Origin of the sequence: Spiroplasma mirum ATCC 29335 (assembly GCF_000565195.1) — a bacterium.
GTDB classification, from domain to species: Bacteria; Bacillota_I; Bacilli_A; order Mycoplasmatales; family Mycoplasmataceae; genus Spiroplasma; species Spiroplasma mirum.
This window is the reverse complement of sequence record NZ_CP006720.1, coordinates 382,625-395,930: the sequence shown is the minus strand read 5'-3', so window position 1 is coordinate 395,930 and position 13,306 is coordinate 382,625. Positions and strand designations below refer to the sequence as shown.

Here is a 13,306-nt window from a genome sequence, read left to right as displayed (position 1 = left end):
TAAATTACTAGCAGTTTTATTTGAAAACCACCTTGCCAATTTTGAAAATAATAAATGTTGAAAAATTAAATTTTGTTTTCTTTAATAAAGTTTTCTAAAGCTGTCAACAATCGTGAACCATAGGCTTGATATTTTTCCAGTTTTGACTTAAATTTTTGGTCAGCAAAATCAGGAATAATCCCAAAATTAGCTTTCATTGGTTGAAAATTATCCGGACTAGCATTGATAATATAATTAATTAACGAACCAATCATTATTTCTTGCGGAAATTCAAGCAGTTCTTGCTGGATAATATAGCGAAAAAATATTAATGGCACTCTCCAAACCCATAGCGGCTGATTCAACATAGCCTTCCACCCCGGTAATTTGCCCAGCAAAGAAAATGTGGGGATTTGTTTTTAATTGTAATGTTGGTTGTAATAAAACTGGTGAATTAATAAAATTATTTTTATATATAACTCTATAGCGAACAATTTCAGCGTTTTCTAAACCCGGAATTAATTGCGAATAATTCTTTTTTGTTCGGGAAATTTTAAATTAGTTTGGAACCCAACAATATTATATAAACTATCAATTGCATTATCTTGGCACAGTTGGACTACCGCATAAGGGTTCTCTATTTGGTATTGATAACCCGACTGGTTTCAGCGAACTAAATAGTAATGATTCACGAATACGTTTAGCCATTACTTCAATTGGCATACAACCTTCAAAATAAATTTCTTTTTCAAAGTGATGCAATTGAACAACTTCGGAATTAACAAGTTCATTTACCCAGTTAACAAATTCAGCTTTTGTTAACGGACAATTAATATAATACTTGCCTTCTCCCAAATCATAACGAGATTTATAGTATGCTTTCTTAAAATCAATACTATCTTTGACAATAATCGGTGCGGCAGCATCAAAGAAGTAAAAGTATTCTTTGCCTAAGAAATCACGAAGAGCGGTTGCAGGACATCAGTTGTTAGTGAACCTTAAGCAATTAAAGTAATTTCTTTACCATTAATCTGGCAATATTCCTTATCAATAATTTCAATGTTAGGATGATTAGCTAACGCTTACCTAATATATTTCGAAAAACCCTCACGATCAACAGCTAAGGCACCCCCAGCGGGAACCCGGTTGGCATAGGTCGCTTTGATAACTAGGGAATCTAACATTGCCATTTCCGCTTTTAATAACACTACTCCGTTGGTGATATTATCACTTTGTAACGAATTAGAACATACTAGTTTAGTTCGGCAAAATAATCTAATTTTTGAACCGGATTTTTATTAATGCGCTTACTTTCATAAAGTTTAACTTTAACTCCCCGCGTTGCTAACTGGTAGGCAGCTTCATAACCAGCTAACCCAGCGCCAATAATATTTACGGCTATCATTTTAAAGTTTTCCTTTGATTTGTTCATATTGATTTAAATATTGTTGATATTTTTCTTGTTCGGCTTTAACCTTTTCAGGAGATGCTTTGACTAAGAAATTTTGATTATTTAAAATATTGCGACTACGTTTAAGTTCTTGCTCTAATTTAACTAATTCTTGTTTTAATTTTTCTTGTTCTATAGTGCGGTCAATTAAACCAGCCGTGATAACTTCTAAAGTATAGTGGGATAATGGTAAGGAAATATAATCCCCCATTGGTAGTTGATAAGTAACATCAATGATTTCGGTATTAACTAATTTTTTTAAATATTCATTAATAGCTGGTTGGTAAGTTTTTAAATGTTCATAATAATCAGCTTGGGAATTAATAATAATTTTAATTTCTTGGTTTCGACTAATATTATGCTCATTACGTAACTCACGAATTGCAGGAATAATCATAATAACATCGTTCAAAAAATTAACCGGATAATCAAAGTTAACATTGGGATATGTTTCTAACATAATTGATGGTTGTAAATCTAAATGTTGGTAAATCTCTTCACTAACAAACGGAATGAAAGGATGCAACATAATTAAAATTTGTTTTAAAACATAGTATAAAGTTTGCAAGGTAATTTCTTTAACTTCTTGATGATTACTATTTAAATTAACTTTTACTAGTTCAATATACCATGAGCAATATTTATTTCACACAAAATCATATAATTCTTTGCCAGCTAATACAAACTCATAGTTATCCATATTTTCTTTAACCTGATGTAAGGTTTGTGTTAAATTAACAAGAATTCAACTATCAATATTATTTTCTTGGTGCTGATTAATAATTTGATTAATCTCGTTGGTAAAATCTGACCACGGAACAAAAGCAGTTGGTAAGTTTAATAGTACATAGCGTGAAGCATTTCATAACTTATTAATAAAATTCCATGAAGCGTTAATTTTTTCTTGTGAATAACGTAAATCTTGACCGGGGGCGCTATTGGTCATTAAGAAATGGCGCAGAGTATCAGCTCCGTATTGGTCAATCACATCCATTGGATCAATGCCGTTCCCTAATGATTTACTCATTTTTCGTCCTTGTTCATCGCGAATTAACCCATGAATTAAAACATCATTAAATGGTTTTTGATTAGTAAATTCTAGTGATTGAAACATCATTCGTGATACTCAAAAGAAAATAATATCATAACCAGTTACTAAGACATTAGTTGGGAAATAACGGTTGAATAATTTTTCATCCCAATTTCATCCTAAGGTAGTAAAAGGCCATAATGCGGAAGAAAACCAGGTATCTAAAACATCTTCATCCTGGGTTCAGTTTTCTAAATCACTGGGTGGATTAACACCAACATAAATTTTCGTTTCATTGTTTTTGTGGTACCACACTGGAATTTGATGACCTCATCATAGCTGGCGCGAAATACACCAATCTTGAATATTTTCCATTCAGGTTAACAAAGTATGATTAAACCGTTCGGGGAAAAAATTAACTCGCTCCGCACTATTTTGTAAATTAATAACCGCCGTTGCTAATGGTTGCATTTTAACAAATCATTGTTTTGATAAATATGGTTCAACAATCGTATCACTGCGTTCTGAAAAACCAACTTGGTGGTGATGATTTTCAATTTTAACAACTAAACCTTGCGCAGTTAAATCAGCTACTAAATTACTGCGTGCTGTAAAACGATCCTGACCTTGATATTTTCCTGTTAGTTTATTCATAGTACCATCTAAGTTCATACAAATTGGCATTGCTAAATGATGGCGAATGCCAATTTCATAGTCATTAGGATCATGAGCCGGAGTACATTTCATAGCGCCAGTTCCAAAGTCCATTTCGACATAATCATCACAAATGACTGGGATTAATTCATTATTAGCTGGATTCACAACTTTTTTATTTCAATATTTTTTATAACGCTCATCCTGAGGATTAACAATAACGCACTGGTCTGCAAACATTGTTTCGGGACGAGTTGTGGCAATCGTTAAATATTCAGTGGTACTGTTTTCTAAGAAGTATTTAAAATAATACATCTTTCCTTCCACTTCTTTATAAATAACTTCAATATTTGAAAGCGCTGTTTGTTGATGGGGATCTCACGGAATAATCCGATAACCACGGTAAATTAAACCTTTATTATATAACTCACTAAAAACTTTGCGCACTGCTAATGATAAATTATCATTTAAGGTAAACTGTTCTTTTTGATAGTCTAACGCTAATCCTAATTTTGCCCATTGACTACGAATAATTTCGGCGTATTCTTCTTTTCAATCTCAAACTTGTTCAATAAATTTTTCGCGACCTAAATCATGGCGTAAAATATTATTAACTGTTTGTAACCGCTCTTCAACTTTACTTTGGGTCGCAATTCCCGCATGGTCCATTCCTGGTAAATACAAAGTATCATACCCATTTAATTTTTTATAACGAATAATTAAATCTTGTAAAGTTGTATCCCAGGCATGCCCTAAATGTAACTTACCAGTAACATTTGGCGGAGGAATTACAATCGTAAATGGTGGTTTTGGTGAATTAACATCACTGGTAAAATAACCATTTGTTTTTCAAAATTCATACTTATCCTTTTCCACGATTTGGGGTTGATATTTTTTATCAAATAATTCTTTCATTGTAAATCCTGTCCTTCTGTTGCAATAAAAACTCCTATTATATCAAACTATAATAGGAGCAATTAATTTAATTACGGTACCATCCTGACTTTAATAAATAATTAATATTATTTATTATCTTAATTAAGATATTTAATTTTATCTTATAAGCAACCTTTATTAACATAATATATTAATCTTGCACCATGTGATTAACTCTCTAAAATATTATTATTAACTACTCCTCTTATATTTATATCCTTTATTATAATTTAAAAAGTTAAAAATACAAGTTAAAGACCTGAAATTATCAGTGTTAATATCTTGATTAAAAAATGTCTAAGTTAATTAGACATTTGTTGTAATTTGCGCTAATTGCGATGGTTTATTATTAGCATCACATGTTATTAATGTTGAAGTTGAAATTGATGTCACTGTAATTTTAATGTTAAGATTAGCAGTACTTAAATCAACTGTGTCAGGAAGCGCAGTTCTATCATCTAAAGTTATTGCGATATGATAGTCCACATCTAATTTAATTCCTGTCACAATCTTATCAATTAAATTTTGAACCGCCTCATTAACTGAACTTGTTACATCAGCTTTGCTAACCTGATTTGGAGTTACAAACTTCCAGTAACGGTGATTGGTTGATTAAAAGTAATATTACTAATATTTTTCCGGAAATTTTGATCAGAAATTAGAACATCCCCATCAAATTTTGTGCCGGATAAATAACCTTGCATTTTTCGCGCTAATGCTAATTGTTCGGGACTAATAAAATCACTATGCTGTTCTTTATAAAACTCGCGAATTTGATCATCATTTGCTTTGCTAATTGTTAAATGGATAGTATCACCATTTTTTAAACTACTTGTTCCATCTCAACCTTTATAAGTAATCATAAAAGCATTACCAAATAAATCAAGGTTATCATTAATTACTTTTTGATAAGCACTCTCCGCTTTTGTTGCAATAACTTTAACAACCGTCGTGTTTAGTTTTTCTTTACTATCAACATTTAATAACACCTGGCTAAAATCACTAGCTGTTAAACCACCCAAAACAGGAGGTTTTGGATTTTCGGGCTTATTACAAGCCACCACTGTGGAAGTACCGGTTGCTGTTAAACCAACAGCTCCTAGAATTGCTAAAATTTTTTTCATAGGTCTTCTCCTTTATTGTGGAATAGAAAGGAATTTTAATTGTACTGTTCGTTTTTTCATAATTTATGGCTTTCTTTCCAAGAATATTATATTAATTAGTCTCCAACAATGTCAACCATCTGAAATTCTTAATTTTAAACAAAACAATAGTTACCAATTAATTGGTAACCATTGTTTTAACTGAACAAACTAGTAGCTCCCAGGGCAGTGGTAATAATAATTCAAAATGGCAAGTTATTTAATTGAAATTAGTGTTGATACTAAAGTAAGATTACTTGTTAATAATGTTTCTTTATTAAAATTAATCGAATAAGCAACAATTACTGAGGATGGGGGCACAGCTAGCATTATGACAATAATATTAACCCCATTGTTAATCGTGAGGGTTTTTCGAAATATATTACGGAAGTATTATCTAATCGAAAGAGTGAATATTTTACCGCACTATTTTTCATCTGGTCGGCAACAACATTAATTCCGGGAATTAATTAGGTTACTCAAAAAATAAAGCCAATAATCATGGCGATTAAAATTGGATTGAAAAATATTTTTTTGTAATTTAACTTTAACATTTGTCAAACATACACAAATTTATTGACTACTTTAACAGTTTGGTAAGCAGAAATGTGAACTGGATGGTTAACTTTTCTCATAATAATAAACCCTAAGGAATATAACAAGATGTGGTATGGAACATTAAAAATATTGGAGGCAATTTTACTTTCACTGCCGGGAAATAAAGCAGTTACAATTGGAGTCCCAAAGAACGAAGTAGCAGCAAACGTCATGCTCATTCCTAAGGCATCTTGGGCATCTTTATAATATTGTAAATAAAAATAGCGCGCAATTACTAACATAATTAAATAAAATAAAAATCCAGTTAATAATACGGCACACTCTGTTTTAAATTGTTCAACACTCGTATCAGATATAAACCCAGCAAATACTAAGCACATGGTAAACCAAGGGTGACTAAAACTTTAATAAAAACAACATCCCAGGTTGGTTTAAACTTTTGTTTTTTAGTTAAAATTCACCCGAGAAAGATCACAAAAATAGTCGCCAAAATGGCACTTCAAAAACCCCATGCTTGGAGAGTATCAATAATTCACTACCAACTGAATAAAAAATAATCCGCGTCTCCTTTTTTATTGCTTACTCTATTATAGCAATAAAAATTCCTTATGTTTTCTTTTTATCACTTTCATCACTAGTTTCGTGGTGTTTCTTGGTTGCCAACCAATAACGATAAATGAAAAACAAAACTACTAAATAAAATAACAAATAAAATAATAATAATAATAATAACTAATGTAATAATTTCATTATGACCCATGGCGTTATCCCTCCTGTGGTGATGCTCTTCTGTTAAGCGCTGCTGGTTTAATTTGAAATTTTTTTAATTTGGTAATTGATAACCAACTAAAGAGTGCCGGAATAATTACTCCTAGTAAGACTGCTAAAACACTTAACCATCATGCCTTATCTAACCCTTGGCTAACAAAAGTATAAAGCATAAAAAATAATATTAACAAAAATTAGGGCTGGCACTAGATAAGAAAAAACAATCCGATAACTCTTGTTAATTTTAATTCATGAAGTAGCATTATTATCAATAATAATTTGTAACTTTTTGTAAATATGCACATTAGTGAATTCAAGAACTAATGAAATTAATACATAACCAATTAAAACATTATAATAATTTGACAACAATAAACATAAAACCCGCTTGAAATCACCCCATAACCCCCCCAACCGTGGGAGAGGGATTCCCTTCTCATTAAATATTCTAATTGCTTCTAATTGCTGATTTCCGTCTTAAATTCCCTAAATTAAACTCAAAAATTAATAAGGGTACCGAACATTACTATTAACGCAAAAATATATAATACTAAAAATGATAATCACCCATCTTGTTTTAATAAGGTAGGAAATCCTCATACGTTTTCCAAACCAATCGTCGCTCCTAATGTGGAGATATTAAAATCAATCTTGCTAACTTCTTTTTGTTTTTTCATTCTCTTGCCTTCCTACTATTTATATTACCCACCAATAATTTATTAAAATAATAATGCTTTAGTTAATTCATCACCTGTTATTAATGTTGAACAATCAACATTTAATTTGATTTTTTCCTTCCGTGTTTAATTTTATTTTTCCATCAATTACTTTTTCAACAGCATTTTTTGCCGCATTTTCGGTATTAACAATTGGTGAAACTTTTAAATCATCACCTTGTAAACTATCAATTGCAGTTTTAATAGCAGTAACTACTTCTTGATCTGATTTGAAAGTAACAGCAAATGATTTTGAATCGCCAGTAATTTTTGTCGAATCAGCATTTGCTTTAACTGTTAAAGTAACAGGTTTTGACACATCCGCATCTTTTTTAATTTCTTCAATTCCAGCAATTGTATAATCTGCATCTGTTACTTCTGAAGCAACTTTAGCAAGAGTTTCTTGAACAGTTGCTTTAATTGCTTTCATAGCAGCCAGCTTCTTTATCTGTAATTTTTTTTACTATCTGCTACAAGTTGTTCAGCAACACTAACTGTAACATCTTTAATATCTACTTTAATCAGTTATATCCGAGCTGTCACTTTTATTATATGCTACAATGCTACTTATCCTCGTTGCTGTTAAACCAACAGCTGTTAAAATAACTAATAATTTCTTCATGTAAAATACCTTTCTTAATTCTATTTTAATTTCTTAACCTCTATAAATAATTGGAAATTGATATTTTGATAAGCATAAATGAGTCTTTCATAAGACTTATTTTGTTTATCGCAACTATTTATTATACTTATATCTTTCTTTCCTAGAATTAATGTTAAGTAAAAGGTCTGGTAAAAACAATAGATTTCATTATTGCAAAAAAAAAAAAAACATTTTACCATCTTAAAAACTATCCAATAAATATAGAGTTTCAATTTTAGTAATTTATATAATTATTATTTTTTTCATAATTATGAAAATTTTAAAAACTTCTTATAAATAAGAAGTTTTACTAATAATTATTTAGTTTTTTTAAAACTACGATTAAATTGATATTCTTGATGGTGGTTAGTTCATTCTTTTTTATATTTTGCTGGTTTATTTCATGAACGGTTATTTTTACTACCAAACGTTTTTTTAAATTTTAGAGGAGCGTTAGTAGGTGCTTTTGCATAATCTTTTGTGAAATTATAACTACTAATATCATATGGGTTAATTTGTTTCTTTTGATATTGTTCAATTTTGCGTAATTCATTAAGACTATTACGCGAATTAATAAAAGTAATTGCTGTTCCTTTGGCTCCCGCTCTAGCAGTTCGCCCAATCCGGTGGGTATAACTTTCTAGTTCAACGGGTAAATCATAGTTAAAAACATAATCAATACCATCAACATCAATCCCCCGGGCGGCAACATCTGTCGCAATTAACACCCTAACTTCATGGTTCCGAAAAGCTTGCATTGAACGGTAACGATCAACTTGTTTTTTATCACCATTAATAACCCGTGATTTAATCCCATTATTAGTTAATAATTTTGCAATTTTTTCAGTATACATTTTAGTATTGGAAAAGATAATACTTAATTTTGGTTTTAAATCTTGATATAACTTAATTAACACTTCTTCTTTGTTTAACCCATAAGTGTTAATATAGTACTGATCAATGTTATTTTGTTCATCAGCATTTTTCTGGATAGTAATACTAACCGGATTTTTTTGATAAGTATTAGTAATTTCCAGCACTGGTTTTGACATTGTTGCTGAAAATAATAAGGTTTGGTAATTTTGAGGGGCATTATTAAAAACTAAATCAATATCTTTTTTAAAGCCCATTTTTAGCATTTCATCGGCTTCATCTAGAACAATTGTTTTGATATTATTTAAGCGTAAAGTGTGACGATGAAGATGATCTGCAATCCGCCCTGGTGTTCCAACCACCACATTTGCTTTTTTTAAAGCATAAATTTGACTTTTTATTTGTGATCCTCCACATAATAATGTAGCATTTACGCCGTGTAAAAATAACGCGTATTTACGAACCTGATCTAGCACTTGGGTTGCTAATTCGCGGGTTGGACATAATATTATTGCTTGTGGTTTTTTTAAGTTAACATCTAAATTATGTAAGATTGGTAAAACAAACGCTGCTGTTTTGCCAGTTCCGGTATGTGATTTTCCAATAATGTCATAATTATCAATGGCAACTGGAATTGCTTTTTGTTGAATTTCCGTAGCTTTCACATAACCCGTTTTTAAAATTGCGCGATGCAATTCTTGTTTTAAATTTAATTTATTAAAATTCATTTCGTTCTCCTTTATTGATATAGCTGTCAAAATAATAAAATTGCTATGGAAATCTTGCCCAATCGCTAGCTATATACATTTAGAATTATATGTAAATGAAACTAATGTAAATTATTTAACAACTTACTATATTATATCACTAATTCCCAAAAAGCGAAAAAAAGTTAATTTTTTTAATTTAATGATCAGGGTTTTATTCATTGGCTTAATGTCACCCCGGAAGATGGTCCGAAGGTTTAATTTCTCCCGCTAAAACTCGACAATCAAAGTTATGGTTTTCCCGGCTAAAATACTCACCACTCAAATGTTTAATGGCAAAGAATACAAAAAGCACTAATAATAATGCGATAGCCAGACAAACCATCAAGATGATCATCACCATCAAATAAAGATTATTAAGATTAAAACTACCATCTTGCACCACTGGTAAATTCCAATCAACTTAAGGTCATGATAGGTTTTCCAAGTTTGTTGGGCTAATAAGAAATTGTAAAAATCACACTGGTAAAATTCCCAAATTAATCCCACAAAAAATAAAATTACTAAAATTCCGACCACCTTTCATCATGAAAAATTTTTGGCTAATTTTAAGGGTCCAACATTAAAAGCATCCTGGTATGCTTTTTGTTCTTTTAAGTTAAAACATAACCCAAAAGAAACAATCGTAAAAATTAACATTAAACTAAACACAAGATAATAATCTAGGACTGGATTTAGGGCAATACTTTTCACAAAATTTAATAAATTATCACCACTAAAATTAGCAATAATCACCATCGGAAATAATAACGAAAAGGTTAAAAAGGAATTACTACGGTATAAATAAACTTCATTAAAACATAGGTATTAGATTGAATTTGATGCAATAGCAATTCCAAATAATAATGCACAAATAATAAAAGTTACTTGCTGGTGAAGAACACTTAACGCCACAATTATTCCTATTATAATACTAAGATATGATAACCAAAACCAAAATCGGCGGTTTAAAAGTCCTGTAATCCATGAGGCAGGAATAAAAAAGATAGTTGCATAGAAACTTGCACTTATTGCAACTAAAATACCAATATTTTTTCAATTAATATTAGCGGTAAATAACATAAAATTATAATTTAAGTTTAAAATTAGCGACAATGCTAACCAGAATAAAAAATGTTGAATAATAAACAACCACTGTAACTTAGTTATATTTTATCATATTAATTTAAGAAAAACTGGTTAAATTATGTAATGGAATATTTTTTTATAAAACCATTGACTTTTTTTAGAATAAGTGTAAAGGGTAAATAATTTTATTTATTCTATAAAGGCAACGCTTTGTTAATAGCTAATTTAGGGTGTAATTTATTAAAAATTAAAAAAACCTTGCTAAGAGGTTTTTTATATTATTTTTTAGGTTTTACCTGTCCTAATTTATAACAAATTGTGTTATATAATGTTGCTAATCCAAAAACTAAACCAGCAATAATAATGATGGTAATGACAAACCATACCGCACCTGGTAATCCAGCAAATGGTTTATGAACGTTTAAGAAGAAATATTGATAAGGATATGCTTTCCCGGCTTGTCAACGGAATTCTCCCCTAATCATGTTAAAGATTCCTCATAAAATTGGGTAAAAATATAATTTTCATACTTGTTTATTTCAATACTGACAATTCGGAGTAATTTCATTCTTCGGCATCATAAATAAGAAATAGACAATCATTGCAATTGGACAAACCATATGTTCAATAACAGTTAAGAACCACCCCACCGCATTAGTAGGTTGCCCAGATGGTAATAACATTGCGTTATAAATTAAAAACGTAATTGAAATATAAACGGTAATTGCTAAGGTCATGTTATAACCTAACCATTTGTTTTTTCCCTCATATTTTGGAAATAAACCTGCGGCTAATAACCAAACCCATACTAGAATGTTAGTTTGAATGGTGAAAAAACTGAAATAATTAAAAGTAAAATCACCCTTATCTTTCATAAAATTCTGAGAAGCTTCATCACTTCAAGCAGTATTTGAGGGAACTGTAATACCATTAACTAATGGACTAATTCACCCGTATAAACAAACAGCACCAATTAAGCCACCAAAGAATAATTTATAATAAACATGTCAGTCTTTTCAGGTCTCCTTTTGGTAAAACACTAACTATCAAATCCTTTCATTGTTTTTATCATAAAGGTATTATAACAAATATAAAAAAATAATAATAGTTATTAAAAATATTCAAAAATTATCAAAATCTAGTTAAAAAGTCATCATTTTCTTCAATAACTATGGCAGGGTTTTGTTATAATTAAATTAGGTCACACAAATAATTATTCACAAACTTGTAAATTTTAATTTAATAAAGAGTATGTAAAATGCCATCAGTAATAAATTTATTTTTTTACTCGTGGCTTTTTTTAATAGAAATAAGAAGATAACATGTTAAGTGAAGATATAAAACAAGAAATTTTAGAAACCAGTAATATTGAAATTAGTAATATATTAAATGATTCAAGTTTAAATGAGGAGGAAAAAGATTTTTAAATTAAAGAAGTTTTTAATAATATCCAAGAAATTTTATTTTACCAAATTAATGAGCAGTTAAAAACGGTCAATTAAGAGATTGAAGCAGAAATTAAAAAAAAGTGATGCGGAATTGGAGAAAGTAATACATGATCCAGAACTAAATGCTTAACAACGACAAACAACAATTAAAAAGATTATTCAGAATTTAATTGCTATGATTGATAAACTTTTTCAGCAAAAACGCAATGAAAAAGTAGCTAAACAAGAAAAACTTGCAATTTTAAAACAAGAAAACGAGGCAAAACTTAATAGTTTACTTGATAAAGCCTCTCAAGAAACTAATTCAGATTCTGAAACGAGATAAAAAAAATAAGGATTGAATTATCCTTATTTTTTATTTGTTTTATTTACTTATCTTTGGTCATATACTGAAACTTTAGTTTTATTTTTCCCAAAGCGTTCATATTTAACAGTTCCGTCAATTAATGCAAATAAAGTATCATCACCACCGCGACAAACATTAACTCCGGGATGAATTTTAGTTCCACGTTGACGATAAATGATTGATCCCGATCTTGTTGTTTGACCATCAGCTTTTTTTGCTCCTAATCTTTTTGAGTGTGAATCACGACCATTTTTAGTCGACCCAACTCCTTTTTTCGAAGCAAATAATTGTAATCCTAATAAGAATTTCATCATTACTATGACACCTCCTTAAAACTAATATAGTTTTGATACTGTTGATAAATTGTTAATAATTGATAATATAAGGTATTTAAAATAACTTGTAAATTATGAATATTTTTAACAACCTTAATAATTATTAACCCTTCGTTAATGGTAAAGTCACATGTATCATTTTCAAGTTGGTCAATAGCGTTTAAACCACCACTAGCAATCCCAGTGATTGCGGCACAAACTAAGTCTTTTTCAACCTCACCAGCATTGGCATGACCAAATATTTCAACTTTACTTATTATGTTTTCAGTTTTATAAAAATTTATTTTAATCATAAATTATTTAGCAGATTCATCTGTTTTTTTCGCTGGTGCTGCTTTTAATGTTGATGTTTTTGTTGTCGAAGTTGCTTTTGCTGTTGTTGATTTAGCAGTGCTAGTTTTTGTCGAAGTTGCTTTTGCTGTTGAAGCAGTTTTTGTAGTACTTCCTGCTTTTGGCACAGCTGTTTCTGGTTTTGCTGCTGAACTAGCTGGTGCTGCTTTCAGAGCACTTTCTTTGACTTCTGCTGTCACTGCTGGTTTAGCTTCTGGCTTTACTTGGAATGTCGTTTCTGATTTTCCAGCACTTGTATTAGC

At 30.1% G+C, this 13,306-nt stretch carries 16 protein-coding genes and 1 pseudogene; 1 reads left to right on the top strand and 16 read right to left on the bottom strand.

The window, feature by feature from the left end; translation table 4 throughout:
• Positions 1-65 precede the first annotated feature (65 nt).
• From trmFO to P344_RS01940, 14 genes and pseudogenes are all read right to left on the bottom strand, one after another.
• Positions 66-1,384 (bottom strand): annotated as a pseudogene (gene trmFO / locus P344_RS08060) (methylenetetrahydrofolate--tRNA-(uracil(54)-C(5))-methyltransferase (FADH(2)-oxidizing) TrmFO).
• Between the two features lies 1 nt (position 1,385).
• The gene (locus P344_RS01985; protein ID WP_025317220.1) at positions 1,386-4,028 is read right to left on the bottom strand and encodes a valine--tRNA ligase; all 2,643 of its coding nucleotides are present in this window, start codon (positions 4,026-4,028) and stop codon (positions 1,386-1,388) included.
• Between the two features lie 327 nt (positions 4,029-4,355).
• The gene (locus tag P344_RS01980; RefSeq protein WP_156028517.1) at positions 4,356-4,535 is read right to left on the bottom strand and encodes a hypothetical protein; all 180 of its coding nucleotides are present in this window, start codon (positions 4,533-4,535) and stop codon (positions 4,356-4,358) included.
• A gap of 95 nt (positions 4,536-4,630) precedes the next feature.
• Complete coding sequence (locus tag P344_RS01975) at positions 4,631-5,173, bottom strand: lipoprotein (RefSeq protein WP_025317218.1); 543 nt, start codon at positions 5,171-5,173, stop codon at positions 4,631-4,633.
• 488 nt (positions 5,174-5,661) lie between these two features.
• Positions 5,662-6,129, bottom strand: a complete 468-nt coding sequence (locus P344_RS07380; protein WP_051413763.1) for an AEC family transporter — start codon at positions 6,127-6,129, stop codon at positions 5,662-5,664.
• A 254-nt stretch (positions 6,130-6,383) separates the two neighbouring features.
• On the bottom strand, positions 6,384-6,509 hold the full coding sequence (locus P344_RS07805; RefSeq protein ID WP_269078608.1) for a hypothetical protein: 126 nt from the start codon (positions 6,507-6,509) through the stop codon (positions 6,384-6,386).
• A gap of 4 nt (positions 6,510-6,513) precedes the next feature.
• Positions 6,514-6,690: a hypothetical protein gene (locus tag P344_RS06630; RefSeq protein ID WP_156028677.1), complete on the bottom strand. Its 177-nt coding sequence runs from the start codon at positions 6,688-6,690 to the stop codon at positions 6,514-6,516.
• Complete coding sequence (locus P344_RS01965; protein WP_025317217.1) at positions 6,671-6,931, bottom strand: hypothetical protein; 261 nt, start codon at positions 6,929-6,931, stop codon at positions 6,671-6,673. The genes P344_RS06630 and P344_RS01965 overlap by 20 nt, the downstream gene beginning before the upstream one ends.
• 77 nt (positions 6,932-7,008) lie before the next feature.
• Positions 7,009-7,194, bottom strand: a complete 186-nt coding sequence (locus tag P344_RS01960) for a hypothetical protein (RefSeq protein WP_025317216.1) — start codon at positions 7,192-7,194, stop codon at positions 7,009-7,011.
• A 58-nt stretch (positions 7,195-7,252) separates the two neighbouring features.
• Complete coding sequence (locus P344_RS01955) at positions 7,253-7,663, bottom strand: hypothetical protein (protein WP_025317215.1); 411 nt, start codon at positions 7,661-7,663, stop codon at positions 7,253-7,255.
• A gap of 87 nt (positions 7,664-7,750) precedes the next feature.
• Positions 7,751-7,855, bottom strand: coding sequence for a lipoprotein (locus P344_RS06950; RefSeq protein WP_158500454.1), 105 nt, complete (start codon positions 7,853-7,855; stop codon positions 7,751-7,753).
• Between the two features lie 338 nt (positions 7,856-8,193).
• Positions 8,194-9,477 (bottom strand): DEAD/DEAH box helicase, encoded by a 1,284-nt coding sequence (locus tag P344_RS01950; protein ID WP_025317214.1) that lies wholly within the window; start codon positions 9,475-9,477, stop codon positions 8,194-8,196.
• A 333-nt stretch (positions 9,478-9,810) separates the two neighbouring features.
• On the bottom strand, positions 9,811-10,254 hold the full coding sequence (locus P344_RS05970; protein WP_025317213.1) for a hypothetical protein: 444 nt from the start codon (positions 10,252-10,254) through the stop codon (positions 9,811-9,813).
• A 608-nt stretch (positions 10,255-10,862) separates the two neighbouring features.
• Positions 10,863-11,624, bottom strand: coding sequence for a Pr6Pr family membrane protein (locus P344_RS01940; RefSeq protein WP_025317211.1), 762 nt, complete (start codon positions 11,622-11,624; stop codon positions 10,863-10,865).
• 583 nt (positions 11,625-12,207) lie between these two features.
• On the opposite strand from P344_RS01940, the gene P344_RS06625 reads away from it, so the two are divergent.
• Positions 12,208-12,357 (top strand): hypothetical protein, encoded by a 150-nt coding sequence (locus P344_RS06625; protein ID WP_156028515.1) that lies wholly within the window; start codon positions 12,208-12,210, stop codon positions 12,355-12,357.
• 47 nt (positions 12,358-12,404) lie between these two features.
• Here P344_RS06625 and rpmA read toward each other — a convergent pair whose 3' ends face one another.
• Both rpmA and P344_RS01930 read right to left on the bottom strand, forming a co-directional pair.
• A complete protein-coding gene (gene rpmA / locus P344_RS01935) occupies positions 12,405-12,689 on the bottom strand; it encodes a 50S ribosomal protein L27 (RefSeq protein ID WP_025317210.1) in 285 nt (94 codons plus the stop codon).
• 5 nt (positions 12,690-12,694) lie between these two features.
• A complete protein-coding gene (locus tag P344_RS01930; RefSeq protein WP_025317209.1) occupies positions 12,695-13,006 on the bottom strand; it encodes a ribosomal-processing cysteine protease Prp in 312 nt (103 codons plus the stop codon).
• Positions 13,007-13,306: the final 300 nt, after the last annotated feature.